The following is a 20,807-nucleotide window of genomic DNA, read 5'->3' as shown; positions in this document are numbered from 1 at the left end:
GAGATTTATCTCTGTACAACTTTTCCTCAGCATAGATCGATGGATGTACAAGTCAAATGTTTTGTATAAGATTTTTCGTGCGGCGCTGAATCTGTGGGAGCGAGCCTGCTCGCGAAAGCGGTGGGTCAGTCAATGATTTCGTATCTGATACAGCTCTTTCGCGAGCAGGCTTACTCCTACAAGGAAAATTTATTTCCAGCCCAGTACCCAGTTTTCATTGTCCTGAAGCGTTCGCCAATCCATTCGCTCGCTACGCTGGGTCAGCACCGCCTGCAACTCGACCTCGAGTACCGTGCCTTCCTCATCGCGGATCAGCTCGGTGACCAGAAAATACTTTTCGCGATTCTGCGGGTGGGCTGCTGTCCATTTCGACAGCAGCAGTTTGCGTGGATTGATCCGATTCATTGCAGGTGTTCGTGCAAGCGACGTGCAGCCTCCTGACCGCTGAGCCAGGCGCCTTCGACGCGACCCGACAGACACCAGTCGCCACAGGCATACAAACCCAGATCGGCGTCGGCCAGCGTGGTCCATTCGTGGCCGGTCGCGGGGCGCGCGTAGAGCCAGCGGTGGGCGAGGCTGAAGGTTGGCGCAGGCATGGCGCTGTGCAGCAGTTCGGCGAAAGCGCCATGCAGATGCTCGATGACCGCTTCCTTGGACAGATCGATGTGCTGCCGGCTCCAAGCGCTGGTTGCATGCAGCACCCAGGTGTCGAGGGTGGTGTCGCGCCCGGGTTTGCTGCGGTTGCGCGCCAGCCAGTCGAGCGGACTGTCCTGCACGAAGCAGCCTTCGATCGGCGTATCGAGCGGGGTTTCGAAGGCGAGGGCGACGGCCCAGGTCGGCTCCATTTTCACCCCGGCAGCAACGCCGGCGAGTTTCGGCGCGGCGGCCAGCAGCGCGGTCGCTTGTGGTGCCGGCGTGGCGATCACCACATGGCTGAAGGGGCCGTGGGTACAGCCGTCGGCGTCTTGCAGATGCCAATGTTCTTCGCCGCGATAGACCTCGGTGATGCGGCAGGCAAACTGCACATCCAGACCATCGAGCAGGCCGCGGGTGATGGCGCTCATGCGCGGCGTACCGACCCAGCGGGTCTGCTCGTCCGGCGACATGTTCAGTTGCCCGCCCTGGAAGGTGTAGAGCTGCGGCGTCCACTCGGCGGCCCAGCCCTGGCTCTGCCAGCGCTGCACCTCGGTGACGAAGCGCCGGTCACGCGCGGTGAAGTATTGAGCGCCCATGTCCAGCGAGCCAGCGTCGCTGCGCTTGCTCGACATGCGCCCGCCGCTGCCACGGCTTTTATCGAACAGTTGAACGGTATGCCCGGTCTCTGTCAGAGCCTGGGCGGCGGAGAGCCCGGCGATGCCGGTGCCAATGATTGCGATAGGTACAGTCATAGGGGCCTCGTTTACCTTTCTGTACAGACTACGCCGTCGATGAAACCTGTACAATTCTGTTTTTTGGTATAACTTCTAGCGTTCTCGTTCTGACAGCTTGGCCTATTGTTAAACCATAGAGCCTGCCCGATAGAAAAGATCCCTGCCTATAAAAATAGACTAGTGATCCGGGTTAAACGCCACGCGAGGAAGATGTCATGCACATATTGCTGACCGGCGGTACTGGTTTGATCGGACGTCAGCTCTGCCGACACTGGCTGGAGCAGGGCCATCGCCTGACGGTGTGGAGTCGCCGTGCGGAAAAGGTCGCGCAGATCTGCGGCCCCCAAGTGCGCGGGATTGCGCGGCTGGAGGACCTCGGCGAAGAGCCGCTGGATGCGATCGTCAATCTCGCTGGGGCGCCGATTGCCGATCGCCCCTGGACCCATCGTCGCAAGGCGTTGCTCTGGAGCAGTCGCATCACGCTGACAGAAACGCTGCTCGCGTGGCTGGAAACTCGTGCGCAGAAACCGTCGCTGCTGATTTCCGGCTCGGCGATCGGCTGGTACGGCGACGGTGGCGAGCGCGAATTGACTGAAGAGTCGCCGCCCGGCATCGACGACTTCGCCAGTCAGTTGTGCATCGCCTGGGAAGAAACCGCGCTGCGCGCCGAGAACCTCGGCATCCGCGTGGTGCTGGTGCGAACCGGTCTGGTGCTGTCGGCCGAGGGCGGCTTTTTGTCGCGGCTGTTGCTGCCGTTCAAGCTCGGGCTCGGCGGGCCGTTGGGCAATGGTCGGCAGTGGATGCCATGGATTCACATCGACGATCAAATCGCCCTGATTGATTTTCTTCTGCACCGCAATCAGGCCAGCGGTCCTTATAATGCCTGCGCGCCGAAACCTGTGCGCAACCGTGAATTTGCCAAGACCCTGGGCAGCGTATTGCACCGCCCGGTGTTCATGCCGATGCCGACCCTGGCGCTGAAAGTCATGCTCGGCGAGCTGTCACTGTTATTGCTCGGCGGCCAGCGCGCGACGCCGGCACGCTTGCTGGAAGCGGGATTCAGCTTCCGCTTTACGGATTTACGTGCGGCTCTGGATGATCTATCCAGCCGCCTCTGAAATAGGACGTTGCATGACCGATCACGCTTTGCTTCTGGTCAACCTGGGCTCTCCGGCCTCCACCTCGGTGGCCGATGTGCGCAGCTACCTCAATCAATTTCTGATGGACCCGTACGTGATTGATCTGCCGTGGCCGCTGCGGCGGCTGCTGGTGTCGCTGATCCTGATCAAGCGTCCCGAGCAATCAGCCCATGCCTATGCGTCGATCTGGTGGGAGGAGGGCTCGCCACTGGTGGTGCTCAGCCGCCGCTTGCAGGAGCAGATGACCCGAACGTGGAAACACGGCCCGGTGGATCTGGCGATGCGTTATGGCGAGCCGTCGATCGAAACGTGTCTGCTGCGTCTGGTGAAGGCCGGGCACCGGAAAATCACGCTGGCGCCGCTGTATCCGCAGTTCGCCGACAGCACCACGACCACGGTGATCGAAGAAGCCCGACGCGTGCTGCGCGAGAAGAAACTCGACGTGCAGCTGTCGATCCTGCAACCGTTCTACGATCAGCCGGAATACATCGAAGCACTGGCCGCCAGCGCGCGCCCACACCTGCAGCAGGATTACGACCATCTGCTGCTGAGTTTTCACGGCTTGCCTGAGCGGCATCTGAGCAAACTCGACCCGACAGGCAATCACTGCCTCAAGGGCGCCGATTGCTGCCAGACCGCCTCTGCGGCGGTATTGGCGACCTGTTATCGCGCGCAGTGTTTCCGCACCGCCGCCGCCTTCGCCAAAACCATGGGCCTGGCGGACGGCAAGTGGTCGGTGTCGTTTCAGTCCCGCCTGGGCCGGGCGAAATGGATCGAGCCGTACACCGAAGCGCGGCTGGATGAACTGGCGAAAAGCGGGGTGAAAAAGATTCTGGTGATGTGCCCGGCGTTCGTCGCCGATTGCATCGAGACGCTGGAAGAGATCGGCGATCGCGGCAAGGAACAATTCCGCGAAGCGGGGGGCGAGGAACTGGTGCTGGTGCCGTGCCTGAACGACGACGCGCAATGGGCCAAGGCTTTGGCGACGCTCTGCGAACGCGCGCCGCTGGCCCTTTAAAGCAAATCGCGAGCAGGCTCACTCCTACAGGTATTGCGTTGACCTTGTAGGAGTGAGCCTGCTCGCGATAGCTATCTGTCAGGCAGTAAAAATCTTCAGGCGTTAAATCAGCGGCTCATCCGCCTTCTTGTTCTTCCAGCCGTCATTACCCGGCAGGATCAGGTTCAGCGCAATCGCCACCACCGCGCACAGCGCGATGCCTTTGAGGCCGAAGTCGTCCGGACCGGTGCCGGTGCCGACCAGCACACCGCCAATGCCAAACACCAGCGTCACCGAGACGATCACCAGGTTGCGCGCTTCGCCCAGGTCGATCTTGTGGCGGATCAGGGTGTTCATGCCCACCGCCGCAATCGAACCGAACAACAGGCACAGAATCCCGCCCATCACCGGCACCGGAATGCTTTGCAGCAGCGCGCCGAACTTGCCGATGAACGCCAGGGTGATGGCGAAGATCGCCGCCCAGGTCATGATTTTCGGGTTGTAGTTCTTGGTCAGCATCACTGCGCCGGTGACTTCGGCGTAAGTGGTGTTGGGCGGGCCACCGAACAGGCCGGCAGCGGTGGTCGCAATGCCGTCACCAAGCAGGGTGCGATGCAGGCCCGGCTTCTTCAGGTAATCGCGACCGGTCACGCTACCCACGGCAATCACGCCGCCGATGTGCTCAATCGCCGGAGCCAGTGCCACCGGAACGATGAACAGAATCGCCTGCCAGTTGAACTCTGGCGCGGTGAAGTGCGGCAAGGCGAACCAGGGCGCGGCAGCAATTTTCGCCGTGTCGACCACGCCGAAATAGAACGACATGGCAAATCCCACCAACACGCCGGAAATGATCGGCACCAGACGAAAGATGCCCTTGCCGAACACTGCCACGATCAACGTGGTCAGCAGCGCCGGCATGGAAATCATCATCGCCGTCTGATAGTGGATCAGCTCGGTGCCGTCACCGGCCTTGCCCATCGCCATGTTCGCGGCAATCGGCGCCATGGCCAGGCCGATGGAGATGATCACCGGGCCGATCACCACCGGTGGCAGCAACCGGTCAATGAAGCCGGTGCCTTTGATCTTCACGGCCAGGCCCAGGAAGGTGTAGACGAAACCGGCCGCCATCACTCCGCCCATGGTCGCGGCGAGGCCGAACTGGCCCTTGGCGAGGATGATCGGTGTGATGAAAGCGAAGCTCGACGCGAGGAACACCGGCACCTGACGCCCGGTGACGATCTGGAACAGGATCGTCCCCAGACCTGCGGTAAACAGTGCCACGTTCGGGTCCAGGCCCGTGATCAGTGGCATCAGCACCAAAGCGCCGAAAGCCACGAACAGCATCTGCGCGCCGGACAGCACCGTGCGCCAGAGCGGATCGTTGAACTCTTGCTGCATGGTTACGCGTCCTTCTGCTTGGTGCCGAAGATCTTGTCACCGGCGTCGCCAAGCCCAGGAATGATGTAGCCGTGCTCGTTCAAGCGCTCATCGATGGATGCGGTGTAGATGGTCACGTCCGGGTGCGCCTGTTCTACGGCGGCAATGCCTTCCGGCGCGGCGACCAGAACCATGGCGCGGATGTCGCGGCATCCGGCCTTTTTGAGCAGGTCGATGGTGGCAACCATGGAACTGCCGGTGGCGAGCATCGGGTCGATGATCATCGCCAGACGTTCGTCGATTTCCGGTACCAGTTTTTCCAGATAGGTGTGCGCTTGCAGGGTTTCTTCGTTGCGGGCCACGCCCACGGCGGAGACCTTGGCACCCGGAATCAGGCTGAGCACGCCTTCGAGCATGCCGATGCCGGCACGCAGGATCGGCACGACGGTGATCTTCTTGCCGGCGATCTTTTCCACCGACACAGTGCCGCACCAGCCGGCAATGTCGTAGGATTCGAGCGGCAAATCTTTTGTAGCTTCATAGGTCAACAGGGCGCCGACTTCCTGAGCGAGCTCGCGGAAATTCTTGGTGCTGATGTCAGCGCGGCGCATCAGGCCGAGTTTATGACGGATCAGCGGATGGCGGATCTCGAGGATGGGCATGGGAAAGGCTCCGGCGGCGGGCAAAAAAACCGGCCTAGATTAATCTATCCGAGGGTGATGTCCTATAGGACATTCTGTACGTTAGTCCATAAGAGCTTGATTCGACCTCGCGGGATGCGTACCTTTGCCCGCTTTTCCAATTCCGCCTACCCCCTGGAGAGCGCCATGTCCGCTGATCTCGAGCATATCCGTCAAATCATGCGAGAGGCTGACTGCCTGTACACCGAGTCTGAAGTCGAGGCGGCCATCGCTCGCGTCGGTGCACAAATCAACGAACAACTGGCTGACAGCAATCCGGTGGTGTTCTGCGTGATGAACGGCGGCCTGATCTTCTCCGGCAAACTGCTGACGCATCTGCAATTCCCGCTGGAAGCGTCCTACCTGCACGCGACCCGTTATCGCAACGAAACCAGCGGCGGCGATCTGTTCTGGAAAGCCAAGCCGGAAGTCTCGTTCATCGACCGCGACGTGCTGATCATCGACGACATCCTCGACGAAGGTCACACCCTGGGCGCGATCATCGACTTCTGCAAACACGCCGGCGCACGCAAAGTGCACACCGCCGTGCTGATCGACAAGGATCACGACCGCAAGGCGCGTCCTGACCTGAAAGCCGATTTCGTCGGCCTCCCGTGCATCGACCGCTATATCTTCGGTTATGGCATGGACTACAAAGGCTACTGGCGCAATGCCAACGGGATTTACGCCGTTAAAGGCATGTAATCCAAAGCACCATCCCCTGTAGGAGTGAGCCTGCTCGCGATAGCGTCATACCAGCCAACAGTTACGTTGCTGACAGACCGCAATCGCGAGCAGGCTCACTCCTACATTTGTTTGTGTGATACCCATGCTAGAGTGCCCGGCCCCGCCCTCCGGAGTCCGTCATGCGCCTCTTGATCCGCAGTCTCGCCGCCTCGTTGCTGATTCTCAGCCTGCCACTGTCCGCCGCGCCGATGCACAGCCAGTTCCTGCCGCCGGACGATCTGACCCTGCGCGACGCCGAGCCTGAGCAGCAGCAACTGCTGCAGGTCAGCGAGTATTCAGTGGTGGTCGGTGCGCAGCGCCAGTCCAATCAGCAGCCGATTCCGGTCACTTCATCTTTGTTGATCCGCCTCAAAGGCAAGTCGCTGAACAAAGGCGCGAGCATTTCTCAGGTGCTGGTGAGTTTCGACGGCGAAAGCAAGAGCCTGAAAAAACCGGCCTACGACGAAAAAAGCAAAACCCTGACGCTGTTCTATCCACTGGCGCAATACCGTGTGGTGATGGATCTGCTGCGCAACGACACGGTGTATGTGCAGTTCCTCAGTTATGCCAACGGCCATATCTGGGCGGATTTGCACACCGGTGCGATTCGTCCGCGTTGAGCCGGGCGGTCCGGCAGGGGTAAACTGCCCGCCCCGTGTCATGTCTGCGAGCTGGAGTCGGCAATGCGTAAAGATAAGAAACAAGTGATTGGTGACGAGATCGGCGATGAGCAGATCAAGCTGTTCCTCGATTTTGAACCGGTCGACGCCACTTCGCCGTCGCTGCACAAACTGATCAAGGCCTATCGTGGCCTGCGTATCGATGATTTCGAGCGTTTTCTGGGCTTCTTCGTCACGGCCGGTTATGACGTCGATGGCAAGGACGAGCAGGGCCAGACTTTTGTTGATCACATCAAGGATCAGCGTAATGCCGCCGAGTACATCGAGTTGATCGAGAAGGCGCGCGGTTAAGGTCAAAAGACAAGATCAAAAGATCGCAGCCTTCGGCAGCTCCTACACGGGCTTGATGTATACCCTGTAGGAGCTGCCGAAGGCTGCGATCTTTTGATTCTGGCAGGCAAAAAAAACGCCCCGAATGGGGCGTTTTTTTATGCAAGGAGATCAAGCAAAGCTTGGCGTCTCGCTGCTTTCCTCAACCAGTTCCAGGGCGATGTTGTTCTGCGTGTTGATCTTGCGATACAGCGCAGCATCGGTTTCCAGAACCTTTTCACGGGCCGGGAAGATTTCTGCCAGTTTAGCGGCCCACTCGCCGGACGCTTTGCCCGGGAAGCATTTTTCAATGAGCTCGAGCATGATCGAAACGGTCACCGACGCGCCTGGCGATGCGCCAAGCAGGGCGGCGAGGGAGCCGTCTTTCGCCGCGACCAGTTCGGTACCGAACTGCAGAATGCCACCCTTTTTCGGGTCCTTCTTGATGATCTGCACCCGTTGACCGGCCACTTCCAGGCGCCAGTCTTCGGCTTTCGCCTGCGGGTAGAAGCGGCGCAGGGATTCCAGGCGCTGCTCCATCGACTGCATCACTTCGCTGACCAGGTACTTGGTCAGGTCCATGTTGTTTTTTGCCACCGCCAGCATCGGCCCGATGTTGCCGGCGCGCACCGACATCGGCAGGTCCATGAAGGAACCGTGCTTGAGGAACTTGGTGGTGAAACCGGCGTATGGCCCGAACAGCAGGGATTTCTTGCCGTCGACGACGCGGGTGTCGAGGTGCGGCACCGACATCGGTGGCGAACCCACGGCCGCCTGGCTGTAGACCTTGGCCTGGTGGTGCTTGACCACTTCCGGGTTATCGCAACGCAGCCACTGGCCACTGATCGGGAAACCGCCGAAGCCTTTGCTTTCTTCGATGCCCGAAGCCTGCAGCAACGGCAGGGCCGCGCCACCGGCACCGAGGAAAACAAACTTTGCGTCGACTTCGCGGGTGTTGCCGTTGTTGACGTCCTTGATGCTGACGGTCCAGCCGGCGCCGTTACGCTTGAGGCCAGTTACGCGCTTGCAGTATTTGACTTGAGTGTCCGGGGCGCTGCTCAGGTGCTTGAGCAACTGATTGGTCAGGGCGCCGAAGTTGACGTCGGTGCCGTTCATCACGCGGGTCGCGGCGAGGACTTCGTCCGGCGAGCGGCCCGGCATCATCAGCGGCATCCACTCGGCCATCTTGCCTTTGTCTTCGGTGTACTCCATGTCGGCAAACGCGTGGTGCTTGCTCAGGACATTGAAGCGTTCCTTGAGGAACGACACACCGCTCTCGCCCTGAACGAAACTCAGGTGCGGCACCGGGCTGATGAAGGATTTGCACGAGCCGAACGTGCCTTTTTTGGTCAGGTACGACCAGAACTGCTTCGACACCTCGAACTGGGTGTTGATGTGCACGGCTTTCTTGATGTCGACGCTGCCGTCGGCGGCCTGTGGCGTGTAGTTCAGCTCGCACAGGCCGGCGTGGCCGGTACCGGCGTTGTTCCACGGATTGGAACTCTCGGCAGCACCGGAATCCATCAGCTCGACGACTTCCAGCTTGATCGCGGGGTCGAGCTCTTTGAGCAGCACGGCCAGGGTGGCACTCATGATGCCGGCCCCTACCAGAACTACGTCGACTGCTTCGTTATGCGCCATTTAACGCGTCTCCCAAATCTGCAGCACCAAATTGTCGGCATGGCTGCCAGGCGTTCCAGGGCAGGTCAGTGGGCCCGGGCTATCCGTGGTCAGGTTGGCCATGTCCGAATCTTCGCAATTTTTCGCAACTTCGACGGATGCATGCGGCCTGGTTTCAAGCGTTCCATGAACGCATTTTCGCCCGGGGCTGGCAATTCGACTTATGGTCGAGACATCCGTTTTCGTGCAACCAAATCCGTAGCGGACAGGCTTCAGGCTCCGGTATTCGAGGTATACCCGGTCCTGTGTCGTTGGGCTGTTTCAGACGCTAATGGTGCATGTTCAGACGCAAAACTATTCATTTGCTCGCCACACTCTTGTGAAGTTGTGAAAACCCGTTTTTTTCACGCTCTTTTGAAGACGTGAACCTCAAAAAGGGCTGCCTTGGCCTGGCACCTGCCCGCAAGGGCAAAACAACGCGGTGGCCGAGCGAATGACAGCTCTGCAGATTCGCGAAAAGCGGGGTTTTGCCGGAAGAACAGGCAAGCGCGCCAACTTCACTCGATCTGTGTGGGCGGCTCTCTGTGGGCGATTTTGATGTCGATGCATGCGCATTGACGCTGTTGCGGGGCCCGATCAGGAGACGTCCTTATAATCGGGGGGAGATTGTAGCGAAGAAATGCGCGCAGTTGCTCGTGTTTAATGACTTTTATTAGGCATCCGGTCAGATGCTCAACTGCACCTGACCCCGTGCGCGCATTTGTCGCGGTACGACCCGCGCGCTGGCGGGCAATGGCTGGTGCAGCCAGGTCAGGCGGATTTCTTCGATTTCCACCCAGCCGTCTCCCATCGGTTGCAGGCTGCACTGCTTGAAGGCCTGGCAGTGGCCGTTGCGGTCGAGCAGGGCAAAGCTGCGATGCAGCGGGCGCGGGGCGAACAGCGAGATCAGATAACGCATGGCAGAGTTCCTTGAAGGAGGACTGCTGTGAAGCTTGCCGGTGGGCCGTGACGTCGCGGTGTATGGACGGTGAAGAATGTGTGACAGGAACCGCTTTCGGCGGGGTTTGTCAGACATTTCAGTATTCACTGTGCGGCGCTGGTTACGCGCAGTGGCCCACCGCTATACTGCCGGCCTGTTTGTGCCTGATTCTGGAGAGAAGAGCATGTTGCAACGCCTGTTGTTCGGTTTGATTACTGTCGCCGGTTTGACCCTGGCCGGCTGCGCCCACAGTCCGCAACAACTGAATCCGGAGCCGAAGCTGACCACGCAACTGCCAGCGGTCGGTCGCGGTCAGCCGGTCGTGGTGCGTGTGGTCGACGGTCGTCCGTCGCCAACCCTCGGCACCCGTGGCGGTCTGTACCCGGAAACCAGCGCCATCACCGTGCAGCGCGAGCAGATCCTGCCCAAGTTGCAGGCCCAGGCCGAAGCCGCCGTACGCCTGCTCGGCTTCACCCCGACCACCAGCGCACCCAATGCGCCGCAGTTGACCGTGACCCTGGCCGAGCTGAAATACCAGTCGCCGAAAGAAGGCATGTACGTGACCGAAGCAACCATCGGCGCGACCTTCCGCTCCGACGTGCAGAACGCCAACCGCCGTTACAGCGGTCGCTACGGTGCGTCGCTCGACCAGCGCTTCGGCATGGCGCCGAATCAGGAAACCAATACCAAACTGGTCAGCGATGTATTGAGCGATGCGCTGACGCGTCTGTTCAAGGACCCGACGGTGGGGCAGGTACTCGCCGAGTAAGCTTGCAGCGGATGTGAAAAAAGCCCGGGGCCAGTGATGGTTTCGGGCTTTTTTTTGGCTGCCAGGTCTGAGATTTGTGTCGTATGGGAAACCGATTCCCCTCACCCCAGCCCTCTCCCGAGGGAGAGGGAGCCGATCGCGTGTGGTTCAACCTGAGTTCGGCTCGGTATATCAAGTCGGCGTATCTACCGCGAACACCTCGGTCAGTCCCCTCTCCCTCTGGGAGAGGGCTAGGGTGAGGGTGCTTTTGACGTTCAGGCAGCCTGGGAATAGAAATCGAGCACGCTTACGCCCGTGAGCAAATCGGTCTCGGGCAAATCCGCATGCTGATGCCCGCCCAGCGCGCAATACACCAGCCAATGGCGATCCTGGACATTGAAGGCAAGGCTGCCCACCAGACTTTGCTGGTCGTCGTATGGGGTGATGAGGTACAGGCGATCCTGGTTTTCCGCGTGCAGCATGTCGCATTCCATTCGGGTTTCGAGGCGCGCAGGGTGCAGCATCCACGTGACGATGCCATGACACAGGACAGCCATCGGTCGATTGTCAGGTTATTTGTCGCAAAGGCTGGGGCAGGGTGGGCCGGTTTGGGTAGAATCCGCGCCGCGGTCGTCGGTCTGGCGTCTGCCACACCGGTTAAGTTCGAGGTCTGTGATGTCGCTGCACTTGATGACGCTGTTTACCGCCCATCCCGCCAAGTTGATCAATCTGCTGGCCTTGCTGCTGGCGTTTCCGGGCAGTTGGCTGCTGCACGCGACCCGCCGCCGTGAGCAACGTGCCCAGGCCAGTCTCGCCGCCCAGCGCCAGGCGCAGCCGAATGCCGAGCCGATGCTCGATTGGGCAACGTTGCGCATGAACCGGTTTTTCTATCGTTTCGGTTTCGCCTGCCTGGGCCTGGCGCTGCTGGTCTCGTGGATCAGCACCCGCTTCTGAAAGCAAAAGATCGCAGCCTTCGGCAGCTCCTACAGGATGTACATCATTCCCATGTAGGAGCACCGAAGGCTCGGGCCGCGATCGGACGATCTTTTGATCCTGCTGCAAATAATTAAAGCGGCAACCCAGCCTTGACCCGATACTGATTGCGCACCGGCGTCGCGTATTGCAGCACCAGATACGGACGATGCTCAGCGGGGCAGGCGTCCAGTCGGCTCTGCCATTCATCCTGCGCCTTGGCCAGTTCGTCGGCCGGGAACACATCTGCCGCCTTCGGCACGTTCAATTGCGGATCGGCATCCGCCCACTGCGCGTACGCCAGGTAATGCACCGGGAACAACCGGTAGCCGCCGAGAATCTGCTTGTCCATCTCGATCGCCAATTGCTTGGTGTCCTCGAACACCTCGGTGATCGGCGCGGCAAAGTTCACGTGCACCCGGCCCTTGTAGCCGGTGATGCCCTTGGCAATGCTCACGTCATCCTCGCCCGGCGCCTTGGCGTAGGTGCCGGTGGTGGCGCGGATGTACAGCTCGCGGGCCTTGGCCTGGTCGCACGGGTCGTATTCATAGCTGATCGACACCGGGGTCACGTTCAGCGATCGGATCACTTCGCCAAACGGCTCGTCCTTGCGGCTCATGTGGAACATCTTGAGGATCGCCGACTCGGTGCGGTCATCGCCATCCTTGGCCCGACCTTCAGCCTGCGCAATCCAGATCGACGCGCAGTCGTTGCGGATCGAGTGGTTGATGTAGGCCGACAGCAGTTGGTACGCCGCCATTTTCTCGCGACGGCCGGTGATCGAGCGGTGGACGATGAAGCTCTTGTTCAGGCGCATCAGGTCGCTGACAAACGGCTTCTGCAGCAGATTGTCGCCAATCGCGATTCGCGGTGTCGGCAGGCCGGCGTGATACACGGCGTAGTTGACGAAGGCCGGGTCCATGACGATGTCGCGGTGGTTGGCGATGAACAGGTAGGCGCTGCCGGACTTGAACTGCTCGACACCGGTGTAGGTCACGCCGTCGGTGGCGCGCTCGATGGTGTGGTCGACGTAGAACTCGACTTTGTCCTGTAAGGTAGCCACGGAATTCACGTCGGCAAACTCACGACGCAGCCGATGGGCTATAAGAGGTTTGAGCATCCAGCCGAAGGCACCGGCAAAACGCGGGAAGCGGAAGTGGGTGAGGATATCTAGAAACGCCTTGTCGCCGAGCAGCCTTGCCAGTACCGCAGGTACTTCGCTGTCGTCGTAAGGTCGGATGGCATCGAATTCGCCCATCATGCTCTCTTGTTGGAAACGGCTAGGGTAAGTAAAGGTTTTGATCGAAAACCCGCAGGGCACGGTCTGAAAAGTAGTCAGACAAAAATAGCCCTGCAAATAGACCGGCGATTATACGCACAAGTCACTTGGGAGACCGCGATGCTGGAAGCCGCTGAGTATGAATGTCCGTATTGTGGGGAAGTGGTTGAAACATCCGTGGACCTGTCCGGTGGCGATCAGACTTACATTGAGGACTGTCAGGTGTGCTGCCGGCCGATCACCTTTGTTCTGCAGGTGCACGGTGAAGACTGGTTTCTCGAAGTCTTCAGCGAAAACGAGTGAGGGCCGCGTATGCAGCGCATCTACGAACCGGCAAACCTGATGGAAGGCGAGATGCTCAAGGGCATGCTCGCCAATGAAGGAATCGAGGCGCACCTGATCGGCCGTGATCTGGTGGGCGGTACGGGGGAACTGCCGATCTTCGGCCTGCTCGGGTTGTCGGTGGACAACGATCAGGCCGAATACGCCCGGGAACTGATCACCGCGTACAATGCCGCGCTGCCGCTGCCCGGCGACGAACCGGAGAGCTTCCCCGGGACGCTGGTCTGTTAGGCTGACGTTCGTTTGATCAAGAGTCGTGTTGCCCCATGTGTGGACGTTATGCCCTGTTTCGCTGGAACCGCGACTTCGCGGCCCTGCCAGGTTTTCCCGCCGATCAGCAGGCGCAGTGGAACATTTCCCCCAATGATTCGGTGTTGATGCTGCGTGCCGACGAAGACGGCCAGCGCACATTGGCCCGTGCGCGCTGGGGCCTGACGCCGCCGTGGCTGACCGATCTGTCGAAAACCCCGGCCCATGCCCGCGCTGAAACCGTCGCAGAACAGCCGATGTTTCGCGAGGCATTGCGTCTGCGGCGCTGCCTGCTGCCGGCCAACGGCTTTTACGAATGGCGCGGCACCCAGCGCAAGCGCCCGTATTGGCTGACGCCGGGGGAGGGCTCGTCGCTGTTTTTCGCGGCGATCTGGGAGGCGTATCCGGTGCAGGAGCAGGTCTGGCTGAGCACGGCGGTGATCACTCAGTCGGCGGCGAGCCAGCGGCGGCCGTTGATTCTTGATGAGGCCGGGCAGGCTGCATGGCTGGATCCCGCAACGCCGCTGCATGTGTTGCAGGGTTTGCTCGCCAGCGAGCCGGCGGCGCTGCGCGAGCGGGTGCTGGCGAATCTGGTGAATGATCCGAAATTGAATGGGCCGGAGTGCCTGACCCCGGCTTAAGGCATTTAGATCAAAAGGCCCTCACCCCAGCCCTCTCCCGGAGGGAGAGGGGGCCGAATGGGGGATGCTTCAGAGGTACACCGACCTGAACGATCTGTTGTGAATCCATAATCGACTGTTTTTTTTCAGGTCGATGTATAGCGCAAGACATCGCGGTCGGTCCCCTCTCCCTCCGGGAGAGGGCTAGGGTGAGGGGCTCTTGATCTTTCAAACCTTGAACTGATTGATCAACCGCCGCTGCTGTTCGGCCAGTTTGGTCAACCCGGCGCTCGCCGAACTTGACTCATCCGCGCCGCCCGCCACTTCATTCGCCACCTGACCGATATTGATCACGTTGCGGTTAATGTCATCGGCCACTGCGCTTTGCTCTTCTGCCGCGCTGGCGATCTGCGTGTTCATGTCGTTGATCACCGACACCGCCTGGGTAATCGTCTCCAGCGCCTCGGCCGCTTTCGCCGCGTGCTGTACGCTCTCGTCGGTGCGGCTCTGGCTGTCTTCCATAACGCGCACCACATCGCGAGTGCCTTGCTGCAATTGCTGGATCATCGCCTGGATTTCTTCGGTGGCTTTCTGGGTTTTCTGCGCCAGATTGCGCACTTCGTCGGCGACCACGGCAAAACCGCGGCCCTGCTCGCCGGCCCGCGCGGCCTCGATCGCCGCGTTCAGAGCCAGCAGGTTGGTCTGTTCAGCGATCCCGCGAATGGCGGTGAGGATGGCGTTGATGTTTTCGCTGTCCTTGGCCAGCGTCTGCACCACGTCGACAGCCTTGCCGATTTCCACCGCCAGTACGCCAATCGAATTGGAGGTGTCGCGGACGATCTGCATGCCCTGGCTGGCGGCCTGATCGGCGTGGCTCGCTGCTTGTGCCGCCTGGGTGGCGTTGCGTGCGACGTCCTGGGCGGTGGCGGTCATTTCCTGCACGGCGGTCGCCACCTGATCGATCTCGGCCATTTGTTTCTGCACGCCGATGTTGGTGCGGATGGCGATGTCGGCGGTGTGTTCCGAAGAATCGCTGACGCTCTGCACCGAGGTCACCACTTGCGTAATCATCGCCTGCAACTTGGCGAGGAAGGTGTTGAAGCCTTTGGCAATCGAACCCAGTTCATCGCTGCGGTCACTGCTCAAACGCCGGGTCAGATCGCCTTCGCCCTGAGCGATGTCATCGAGCATGGCGACCATTTGCTTGAGTGGCCGGGCAATGCCGTGACCCACCAGCCAGATCACCAGCAGGCCGATGCCGGCGATGATCAGGCCGACCATGGCCATGCCGAAGGTGTCGGATTTGCGCTGGGCATCGAGGTCGGCCTGCAGGGCCTGCAGATCGGCCATTACCGCGTTGAGCGGCAATTGCAGCATCAGCGTCCAGCGCGCGTCGGTCTGGCCGATGCCGAATGGCAGGTACAGCTCGATGCGGCCCTTGGCCTGATTGACCGAATAGGTCACCTCGTCGCGTTTCAGGTTGGCGAGGTTGCTGGTTTGTTCGGCGTCGAGGATGTCGCTGACCTTTTCGCCGAATTTGCTCGAATCCTTGGTGTAGGCAACGATCCGACCATTGCCGCCGACCAGGGCCATTACCCCGGCGCCGCTATAGAGTTTCTGGTTGGCGGCAAGGAGCATGTCCTGGATGAAGTTCACCGACAGGTCGGCGCCGACGATGCCCTGGAACGCGCCGTTGACCATGATCGGTTCGATGAACGAGGCGAGCATGACGATTTTGTCGCCGACCTTATACGGTGCAGGGTCGATCACGCAGGGTTTTTTCGTTTCCTTGGAGCAGAGGTAGTACTCGCTGGCGCGCACGCCCGTGGACAGGGTTTTCTGATCGTCGACATCGGCCAGTTTGTCCACGCCCAGGCTGCCATCGGTATTGCGGAACCACCACGGCAGGAAGCGCCCGTTGGCCGGATCGATGCCGACCACGGCGCTGCCGACGTAGGCCGCGTCATTGTGGTCCAGTGCGTTTTTTTCCCAGCCGATGTAGGTGCCGAGAATCTTCGGATTCTTTTCGACGTTTTCCTTGATCAGGCTGATCAATTGTTCGCGGCTGAGGCTCAGGCGCGGCTGGCCATCGGTGCCGTTTGTGCCGAGCAGAGCGTTGACGCGAACCAGGCCGCCGGCGATCAGCAGCGGCGCTTCGAGTTCGCGCTGGATCTGGCTGACCTGAGTCTGGGCCAACGAGGTCAGGCGCTGCTCGATCACTTGCTCGAACTGCGCCTGGGTGCGCTGTTGCACCATTTCTTGAGTGCGAGCGCCGGAGAACAGTGCATACAGCACCAGCGCCGCGACCACGCTGAGAACGATGGCGCCGGCCAGGGCGGCGACGGAAAACTGGATCGACTTGAACTTCATGAGAGCTCCGCACGCAAGAGGACAATCTGCGAGGGATTTATCGGCGGCGCGTGCAGGGCCATGAGAGACGTTGGTCGGAATCGCCGCGCGATGTCGTGGATGGATCGGTGCGCGGCGGATTCAATGCGCGTTGAGGAATTTCCACCGCGTCTTGCGGCCATAGGTGAATGTACGCGCAATGCGTCCGGTGTATCTGGCGCCGATACCATTAGCCGCCTAGGATACGCCTCAGGTTTTCAGGGAGTTTTTGAATGAACAAGACATTGGTTACAAGTGCACTGAGCGCAGCGCTGTTGCTGGCCGGTTGTCAGTCGGTCAACACCACCAGCGGCGGTGCCGTGGGCGTGGAGCGCAAGCAGTACATGTTCAGCATGCTGTCCTCGCAAGAGGTCGAACAGATGTACGCGCAGTCGTATCAGAAGACCGTCGGCGAGGCGTCGAGCAAAGGTGTGCTGGACAAGACCAGCCCGGAAGCCAAGCGCGTGCAGACCATCGCCAACCGGCTGATCGCCCAGGCACCGACCTTCCGCCCGGACGCGGCGCAGTGGCAGTGGGAAGTCAATCTGATCAAGAGCGATGAGCTCAACGCCAACTGCGGTCCTGGCGGCAAGATCATTTTCTACACCGGGCTGATCGACAGCCTGAAACTCACCGACGACGAAATTGCCGCGGTCATGGGCCATGAAATCGCCCACGCCCTGCGCGAGCACGGTCGTGAAGCGATGTCCAAGGCTTATGGCATGGAGATGGCGAAGCAGGGCGCCGGTGCGTTGTTCGGGCTGGGTCAGGACAGCCTGGCGCTGGCCGACACCGTGGCCAACTACGGCATGACCTTGCCCAACAGCCGCGCCAACGAAAACGAAGCCGACCTGATTGGTCTGGAGCTGGCCGCTCGTGCTGGCTACAACCCGAACGCGGCGATCACTCTGTGGGACAAGATGAGCAAGGCTTCCGAGGGCGCGCCACCGGAATTCATGAGCACTCACCCGGCATCGAGCAGTCGCATTGCGGCATTGCAGGCAGCCATTCCGAAAGTGATGCCGCTGTACGAAAAAGCCCCGAAATCCTGAGATTGACGGGGCCATTGTGGCGAGGGAGCTTGCTCCCGCTCGGCTGCGCAGCAGTCGTAAATGCAGCCAACGCGGTGACATTGTTACACCGCGATTGCAGCGTTTGGGGCCGCTTCGCAGCCCAGCGGGAGCAAGCTCCCTCGCCACATCTCATTCCAGATCAGGAGTAGGGTTAAACCCAGCCACTACTCTGCATGGCCTTGTACACCGCAACAATCGCCAGAATCATGAACGCCGAAGCCGCGAGGCGGCGGATCAGGGTCAGTGGCAGTTTGTCTGCGGCGAAATTACCCGCCAGTACCACCGGCACGTTGGCAATCAGCATGCCGACGGTGGTGCCGATGATCACCAGCCACAGTTCCGGGTATTGCGCGGCGAGCATCACGGTGGCGATCTGGGTCTTGTCGCCGATCTCGGCGAGGAAGAACGCAATCAGGGTCGTCAGGAACGGCCCGAACTTGCGCGCCGTGCTGGCTTCGTCGTCATCCATCTTGTCCGGGACCAGAGTCCACAGTGCTGTGGCCGCGAAGCTGGCGGCGAGGATCCAGTGCAGGACGGCGTCGGAGAAGAAACTGCCGAACCAGGCACCTACCGCACCGGCTGCTGCGTGGTTGGCCAGGGTCGCGGCGACAATCCCGGCAATGATCGGCCAGGGTTTGCGGAAGCGAGCGGCGAGAATCAGCGCGAGCAGTTGCGTCTTGTCGCCGATTTCGGCCAAGGCAACGATAGCGGTGGGAACGAGTAACGAGTCCAGCATCAGGAATTTCCTAAGGGGCGGGTCGACACGGCTATGACACGTACAGCCTTCCCGCCCCGGGTAAGGTGTGCGTGTCATAGGTCTTGTCAAACCCTGCGATCCGTCTGCTGCGGACGCTTGGGTCGCATACGCCATGATCTGAGGATCAAGTATGTTGACGTATGCCGGACGAGCTTGGCGCTCGTGGGAGACTACTCCCCTAGGACGGAGCGGATTCTGCCTAGGCAAATCCGATTGGGCAAGCACAAATTTTCAACCGCGCTTGGCCCGGTAAATCCGGAAACCATTGCCTTCAGCCTTGATCGCACACACGCCCAAGTGCTCCTCGATCAGCGGCTGATACTTGAGGAAACTGTTGGCCACGAGGCGCAGTTCGCCACCGTTTTTCAGATGTTTGGCCGCTTTTCGCAGCAGATTCTCTGTGGCGAAATAATCGGTGTGCACGCCGACATGGAACGGCGGATTGCTCAGAATTGCGCTCAAACCCATCGGTGCGGCATCGATGCCATCACCGGTCAGGACGTCCGCCTCAAGGCCGTTGGCGGCCAGGGTCAGACGGCTGCTGGCGGCGGCGAACGCGTCGACATCGAGCAAGGTCACCTGATTGTGCGGATAGCGACGTTTCACCGCAGCCCCGAGCACGCCGGCGCCGCAACCGAAATCGAGCAGATGGCCGCTCGGCAGTTTGTCCAGATGCTCCAGCAGCAGTGCGCTGCCGCGATCCAGCCGACCGTGGCTGAACACGCCCGGCAGGCTGATGACTTTCAACGGCCCTTCGGCCAGCGGCAGTTCGTAAGTCTGCGCCAGGCTTTCGAGGGATTTCGCTTCCGGCGCATCGGCCACGGTGACTTGCCAGAGCTGGCAGTGACGGGCGCTGTCGAGTTTGCGCGGTTTGCCGAACGGATTGAGCTGCTTGGAGGCGCCTTCGATGCCGCTGCGTTTTTCCCCGACCAGAAACACCTCGCGACCGGCCAGACGCGATGCCACGGCGTTGAGGATGTAGTCGGTCAGGTCCTTGGACTTGGGCAGGAACACCACGGCGCTGTCGAATTCGCGCTCCGGGACATTCACACCGAACTGGCTGCGGCCCTCGAAACGTGCGTCCAGCGCGGCTTGATCGCCAGCGTGCCAGCACCAGCCGAACGCGTTGGGCAGACGCCCGAGCAAGTCGTCGGCAGGCAAGCCCGCCAACAGCAGCGAACCCTGGAATAACTCGGCCTGACGAAGCAGTACTTCACTGCGCGGATCCATAACTGCTCCTTGAAAAAAAGTGCCGCAGTTTATCAACTGACGACCCGCAGCGCCTCACCGCTGAAAAACCCTTCGGCGTTTTCGCTCAGTTGGCTGACGATACGCTGGCGTGCCTCGCGACTGCCCCAGGCGTTGTGCGGGGTGACGATCAGGCGCGGAATATCGCTGGCGAGCAGCGGATTGCCCTGGGTCGGCGGCTCGACACTCAATACATCGGTCGCCGCGCCGCCGAGGTGACCGCTGCGCAAAGCATCGGCCAGCGCCTGCTCATCGATCAGGCCGCCACGAGCGGTATTGACCACAAATGCGCCGGGCTTCATCGAGGCCAGCTCACGGGCGCCGATGAAATGCCGGGTGTGCTCGTTGAGCGGGCAGTGCAGGGTCAGGGCGTCGATCTGCGGCAGCAGTTGCTCCAGTGGCAAACGATCCGGCCGCGCCGGGCGCCCGGGAATCTGCCCGAGCAACACGCGCATGCCGAACGCTTCGGCCAACCGCGCCACGGCGCCACCGAGTTCGCCATGCCCGAGCAGGCCGAGGGTTTTGCCTTGCAGTTCGACGATCGGGTAGTCGAGCAGGCAGAACTGTTTCGCCTGTTGCCAGCGGCCTCCGCCCACAGCTTTTTGATAGTCGGCCAGGCGCGTGGCGAGGTTGAGTAACAGCATGATCGTGTGTTGCGCCACCGACGGGGTGCCGTACGCCTGGCAATTGCACACAGTGATGCCGTGAGCGCGAGCGGCGGTGAGGTCGACGTTGTTGGTGCCGGTGGCGCTGATCAGGATCAGTTTCAGTTGCGGATTGGCAGTCATCGCGGCCGCATCGATCACGACTTTGTTGGTGATCGCCACGCTGGCGCCTTGCAGGCGTTCGCTGACCTGTTCCGGCGAAGTCTGGGCGAACAGCTGCAGATCGCTGAAGCATTCACGCAACGGACCGAGGTCCAGATCGCCGAGGTCCAGCGAAGGGTGATCCAGGAATACCGCGCGGCGCGTGTTCGTCATCAACTGTACCTTTTGTGCTGTGAGCGGAGGGCGTACTCTGCCGAGCCTACCAGATGAAACAATTGGTTACTCGACAGCATGAGCCGCTGTAATACTTGTGGCGAGGGAGCTTGCTCCCGCTGGCCTGCGAAGCAGATCCAAGCCTAATGAGGTTGTCTCAGCACTATCCGGTGTACCGGTTTTACGACTGCTGCGCAGCCGAGCGGGAGCAAGCTCCCTCGCCACAAATGGGTGGTGACTGCCGATTGGATGTTTACCCCTGAAAAATAGGAGC

At 60.6% G+C, this 20,807-nt stretch carries 23 protein-coding genes, 1 pseudogene and 1 riboswitch; of the genes and pseudogenes, 11 read left to right on the top strand and 13 right to left on the bottom strand.

Annotation, left to right across the window (positions count from 1 at the left end; genetic code table 11):
• Positions 1-189: 189 nt before the first annotated feature.
• Together BLU71_RS17220 and BLU71_RS17215 are read right to left on the bottom strand one after the other, a co-directional pair.
• On the bottom strand, positions 190-405 hold the full coding sequence (locus BLU71_RS17220) for a TIGR02450 family Trp-rich protein (RefSeq protein ID WP_083353558.1): 216 nt from the start codon (positions 403-405) through the stop codon (positions 190-192).
• Positions 402-1,388, bottom strand: a complete 987-nt coding sequence (locus tag BLU71_RS17215) for an NAD(P)/FAD-dependent oxidoreductase (RefSeq protein WP_042609717.1) — start codon at positions 1,386-1,388, stop codon at positions 402-404. The genes BLU71_RS17220 and BLU71_RS17215 overlap by 4 nt, the downstream gene beginning before the upstream one ends.
• Positions 1,389-1,585: 197 nt before the next feature.
• On the opposite strand from BLU71_RS17215, the gene BLU71_RS17210 reads away from it, so the two are divergent.
• Together BLU71_RS17210 and hemH are read left to right on the top strand one after the other, a co-directional pair.
• Entirely contained in the window at positions 1,586-2,488 is a 903-nt protein-coding gene (locus BLU71_RS17210; protein WP_042609718.1) for a TIGR01777 family oxidoreductase, read from the top strand.
• Positions 2,489-2,501: 13 nt separating this feature from the next.
• A complete protein-coding gene (gene hemH / locus BLU71_RS17205) occupies positions 2,502-3,527 on the top strand; it encodes a ferrochelatase (RefSeq protein ID WP_064362135.1) in 1,026 nt (341 codons plus the stop codon).
• A 102-nt stretch (positions 3,528-3,629) separates the two neighbouring features.
• On the opposite strand, the gene BLU71_RS17200 is transcribed toward hemH, so the two are convergent.
• Positions 3,630-4,904, bottom strand: coding sequence for a uracil-xanthine permease family protein (locus tag BLU71_RS17200; protein ID WP_027612217.1), 1,275 nt, complete (start codon positions 4,902-4,904; stop codon positions 3,630-3,632).
• Between the two features lie 2 nt (positions 4,905-4,906).
• Positions 4,907-5,545: a uracil phosphoribosyltransferase gene (upp, locus tag BLU71_RS17195; protein ID WP_024014279.1), complete on the bottom strand. Its 639-nt coding sequence runs from the start codon at positions 5,543-5,545 to the stop codon at positions 4,907-4,909.
• A 165-nt stretch (positions 5,546-5,710) separates the two neighbouring features.
• Here upp and BLU71_RS17190 point away from each other — a divergent pair, with 165 nt between their 5' ends.
• From BLU71_RS17190 to BLU71_RS17180, 3 genes are all read left to right on the top strand, one after another.
• Positions 5,711-6,268 carry a hypoxanthine-guanine phosphoribosyltransferase gene (locus BLU71_RS17190; RefSeq protein ID WP_016773231.1) on the top strand — a complete coding sequence of 186 codons (558 nt, stop codon included), beginning with the start codon at positions 5,711-5,713 and terminating at the stop codon, positions 6,266-6,268.
• Between the two features lie 161 nt (positions 6,269-6,429).
• Positions 6,430-6,909: a hypothetical protein gene (locus tag BLU71_RS17185; RefSeq protein WP_064362136.1), complete on the top strand. Its 480-nt coding sequence runs from the start codon at positions 6,430-6,432 to the stop codon at positions 6,907-6,909.
• Positions 6,910-6,972: 63 nt separating this feature from the next.
• A complete protein-coding gene (locus BLU71_RS17180; protein WP_083353557.1) occupies positions 6,973-7,260 on the top strand; it encodes a PA4642 family protein in 288 nt (95 codons plus the stop codon).
• 150 nt (positions 7,261-7,410) lie between these two features.
• On the opposite strand, the gene mqo is transcribed toward BLU71_RS17180, so the two are convergent.
• Positions 7,411-8,919 carry a malate dehydrogenase (quinone) gene (gene mqo, locus BLU71_RS17175; protein ID WP_064362137.1) on the bottom strand — a complete coding sequence of 503 codons (1,509 nt, stop codon included), beginning with the start codon at positions 8,917-8,919 and terminating at the stop codon, positions 7,411-7,413.
• Between the two features lie 703 nt (positions 8,920-9,622).
• A complete protein-coding gene (locus tag BLU71_RS17170; RefSeq protein ID WP_064362138.1) occupies positions 9,623-9,856 on the bottom strand; it encodes a hypothetical protein in 234 nt (77 codons plus the stop codon).
• Positions 9,857-10,061: 205 nt separating this feature from the next.
• Between BLU71_RS17170 and BLU71_RS17165 the strand changes: the two genes are divergently transcribed.
• Positions 10,062-10,646 (top strand): YajG family lipoprotein, encoded by a 585-nt coding sequence (locus BLU71_RS17165; protein ID WP_042609724.1) that lies wholly within the window; start codon positions 10,062-10,064, stop codon positions 10,644-10,646.
• Between the two features lie 254 nt (positions 10,647-10,900).
• Here BLU71_RS17165 and BLU71_RS17160 read toward each other — a convergent pair whose 3' ends face one another.
• Positions 10,901-11,107, bottom strand: coding sequence for a hypothetical protein (locus tag BLU71_RS17160; protein WP_016770662.1), 207 nt, complete (start codon positions 11,105-11,107; stop codon positions 10,901-10,903).
• A 193-nt stretch (positions 11,108-11,300) separates the two neighbouring features.
• On the opposite strand from BLU71_RS17160, the gene BLU71_RS17155 reads away from it, so the two are divergent.
• The gene (locus tag BLU71_RS17155) at positions 11,301-11,579 is read left to right on the top strand and encodes a hypothetical protein (protein WP_064362140.1); all 279 of its coding nucleotides are present in this window, start codon (positions 11,301-11,303) and stop codon (positions 11,577-11,579) included.
• Between the two features lie 112 nt (positions 11,580-11,691).
• Here BLU71_RS17155 and BLU71_RS17150 read toward each other — a convergent pair whose 3' ends face one another.
• Entirely contained in the window at positions 11,692-12,855 is a 1,164-nt protein-coding gene (locus tag BLU71_RS17150) for a 1-acyl-sn-glycerol-3-phosphate acyltransferase (RefSeq protein ID WP_173867358.1), read from the bottom strand.
• Positions 12,856-12,996: 141 nt separating this feature from the next.
• On the opposite strand from BLU71_RS17150, the gene BLU71_RS17145 reads away from it, so the two are divergent.
• The 3 genes from BLU71_RS17145 to BLU71_RS17135 are packed head-to-tail and all read left to right on the top strand — an operon-like array spanning position 12,997 to position 14,108.
• Positions 12,997-13,179 (top strand): CPXCG motif-containing cysteine-rich protein, encoded by a 183-nt coding sequence (locus BLU71_RS17145; protein WP_042609727.1) that lies wholly within the window; start codon positions 12,997-12,999, stop codon positions 13,177-13,179.
• A gap of 9 nt (positions 13,180-13,188) precedes the next feature.
• On the top strand, positions 13,189-13,449 hold the full coding sequence (locus tag BLU71_RS17140) for a putative signal transducing protein (RefSeq protein ID WP_042609728.1): 261 nt from the start codon (positions 13,189-13,191) through the stop codon (positions 13,447-13,449).
• 35 nt (positions 13,450-13,484) lie between these two features.
• Positions 13,485-14,108 (top strand): SOS response-associated peptidase, encoded by a 624-nt coding sequence (locus BLU71_RS17135; protein WP_064362142.1) that lies wholly within the window; start codon positions 13,485-13,487, stop codon positions 14,106-14,108.
• Between the two features lie 207 nt (positions 14,109-14,315).
• On the opposite strand, the gene BLU71_RS28200 is transcribed toward BLU71_RS17135, so the two are convergent.
• Together BLU71_RS28200 and BLU71_RS28195 are read right to left on the bottom strand one after the other, a co-directional pair.
• A complete protein-coding gene (locus BLU71_RS28200; protein ID WP_371919861.1) occupies positions 14,316-15,059 on the bottom strand; it encodes a methyl-accepting chemotaxis protein in 744 nt (247 codons plus the stop codon).
• Between the two features lie 111 nt (positions 15,060-15,170).
• A pseudogene (locus tag BLU71_RS28195) lies at positions 15,171-15,368 on the bottom strand (HAMP domain-containing protein); the annotation flags it as partial.
• A gap of 1,340 nt (positions 15,369-16,708) precedes the next feature.
• Here BLU71_RS28195 and BLU71_RS17125 point away from each other — a divergent pair.
• Complete coding sequence (locus BLU71_RS17125; protein WP_083353555.1) at positions 16,709-17,527, top strand: M48 family metallopeptidase; 819 nt, start codon at positions 16,709-16,711, stop codon at positions 17,525-17,527.
• Positions 17,528-17,699: 172 nt separating this feature from the next.
• On the opposite strand, the gene BLU71_RS17120 is transcribed toward BLU71_RS17125, so the two are convergent.
• The 3 genes from BLU71_RS17120 to BLU71_RS17110 all read right to left on the bottom strand — a co-directional run bounded on the left by BLU71_RS17120 (position 17,700) and on the right by BLU71_RS17110 (position 20,533).
• The gene (locus BLU71_RS17120; RefSeq protein ID WP_042609731.1) at positions 17,700-18,284 is read right to left on the bottom strand and encodes a TMEM165/GDT1 family protein; all 585 of its coding nucleotides are present in this window, start codon (positions 18,282-18,284) and stop codon (positions 17,700-17,702) included.
• An 89-nt stretch (positions 18,285-18,373) separates the two neighbouring features.
• Positions 18,374-18,496: riboswitch (yybP-ykoY riboswitch) on the bottom strand.
• Positions 18,497-18,536: 40 nt separating this feature from the next.
• Positions 18,537-19,535 carry a class I SAM-dependent methyltransferase gene (locus BLU71_RS17115; RefSeq protein ID WP_083353554.1) on the bottom strand — a complete coding sequence of 333 codons (999 nt, stop codon included), beginning with the start codon at positions 19,533-19,535 and terminating at the stop codon, positions 18,537-18,539.
• A gap of 32 nt (positions 19,536-19,567) precedes the next feature.
• Positions 19,568-20,533 carry a 2-hydroxyacid dehydrogenase gene (locus BLU71_RS17110; protein WP_065616606.1) on the bottom strand — a complete coding sequence of 322 codons (966 nt, stop codon included), beginning with the start codon at positions 20,531-20,533 and terminating at the stop codon, positions 19,568-19,570.
• Positions 20,534-20,807: the final 274 nt, after the last annotated feature.

The organism is Pseudomonas moraviensis, from assembly GCF_900105805.1.
Classification (GTDB): Bacteria; Pseudomonadota; Gammaproteobacteria; order Pseudomonadales; family Pseudomonadaceae; genus Aquipseudomonas; species Aquipseudomonas moraviensis_A.
Note: the sequence above shows the minus strand (reverse complement) of the source record. Positions and strands in the feature narration are given on the sequence as shown.

Excerpts from the sequence above, each read along its gene's own strand:
- BLU71_RS17180 (WP_083353557.1), top strand. The coding sequence starts at position 6,973 with ATGCGTAAAGATAAGAAACAAGTGATTGGTGACGAGATCGGCGATGAG.
- BLU71_RS17125 (WP_083353555.1), top strand. The coding sequence starts at position 16,709 with ATGAACAAGACATTGGTTACAAGTGCACTGAGCGCAGCGCTGTTGCTG.
- upp (WP_024014279.1), bottom strand. The coding sequence starts at position 5,545 with ATGCCCATCCTCGAGATCCGCCATCCGCTGATCCGTCATAAACTCGGC.
- BLU71_RS17135 (WP_064362142.1), top strand. The coding sequence starts at position 13,485 with ATGTGTGGACGTTATGCCCTGTTTCGCTGGAACCGCGACTTCGCGGCC.
- BLU71_RS17160 (WP_016770662.1), bottom strand. The coding sequence starts at position 11,107 with ATGCTGCACGCGGAAAACCAGGATCGCCTGTACCTCATCACCCCATAC.
- BLU71_RS17215 (WP_042609717.1), bottom strand. The coding sequence starts at position 1,388 with ATGACTGTACCTATCGCAATCATTGGCACCGGCATCGCCGGGCTCTCC.
- BLU71_RS17115 (WP_083353554.1), bottom strand. The coding sequence starts at position 19,535 with ATGGATCCGCGCAGTGAAGTACTGCTTCGTCAGGCCGAGTTATTCCAG.
- BLU71_RS17165 (WP_042609724.1), top strand. The coding sequence starts at position 10,062 with ATGTTGCAACGCCTGTTGTTCGGTTTGATTACTGTCGCCGGTTTGACC.
- hemH (WP_064362135.1), top strand. The coding sequence starts at position 2,502 with ATGACCGATCACGCTTTGCTTCTGGTCAACCTGGGCTCTCCGGCCTCC.
- BLU71_RS28200 (WP_371919861.1), bottom strand. The coding sequence starts at position 15,059 with ATGGCCGAGATCGATCAGGTGGCGACCGCCGTGCAGGAAATGACCGCC.
- BLU71_RS17120 (WP_042609731.1), bottom strand. The coding sequence starts at position 18,284 with ATGCTGGACTCGTTACTCGTTCCCACCGCTATCGTTGCCTTGGCCGAA.
- BLU71_RS17155 (WP_064362140.1), top strand. The coding sequence starts at position 11,301 with ATGTCGCTGCACTTGATGACGCTGTTTACCGCCCATCCCGCCAAGTTG.
- BLU71_RS17210 (WP_042609718.1), top strand. The coding sequence starts at position 1,586 with ATGCACATATTGCTGACCGGCGGTACTGGTTTGATCGGACGTCAGCTC.
- BLU71_RS17145 (WP_042609727.1), top strand. The coding sequence starts at position 12,997 with ATGCTGGAAGCCGCTGAGTATGAATGTCCGTATTGTGGGGAAGTGGTT.
- BLU71_RS17185 (WP_064362136.1), top strand. The coding sequence starts at position 6,430 with ATGCGCCTCTTGATCCGCAGTCTCGCCGCCTCGTTGCTGATTCTCAGC.
- BLU71_RS17200 (WP_027612217.1), bottom strand. The coding sequence starts at position 4,904 with ATGCAGCAAGAGTTCAACGATCCGCTCTGGCGCACGGTGCTGTCCGGC.
- BLU71_RS17220 (WP_083353558.1), bottom strand. The coding sequence starts at position 405 with ATGAATCGGATCAATCCACGCAAACTGCTGCTGTCGAAATGGACAGCA.
- BLU71_RS17150 (WP_173867358.1), bottom strand. The coding sequence starts at position 12,855 with ATGGGCGAATTCGATGCCATCCGACCTTACGACGACAGCGAAGTACCT.
- BLU71_RS17110 (WP_065616606.1), bottom strand. The coding sequence starts at position 20,533 with ATGACGAACACGCGCCGCGCGGTATTCCTGGATCACCCTTCGCTGGAC.
- BLU71_RS17140 (WP_042609728.1), top strand. The coding sequence starts at position 13,189 with ATGCAGCGCATCTACGAACCGGCAAACCTGATGGAAGGCGAGATGCTC.
- BLU71_RS17190 (WP_016773231.1), top strand. The coding sequence starts at position 5,711 with ATGTCCGCTGATCTCGAGCATATCCGTCAAATCATGCGAGAGGCTGAC.
- BLU71_RS17170 (WP_064362138.1), bottom strand. The coding sequence starts at position 9,856 with ATGCGTTATCTGATCTCGCTGTTCGCCCCGCGCCCGCTGCATCGCAGC.
- mqo (WP_064362137.1), bottom strand. The coding sequence starts at position 8,919 with ATGGCGCATAACGAAGCAGTCGACGTAGTTCTGGTAGGGGCCGGCATC.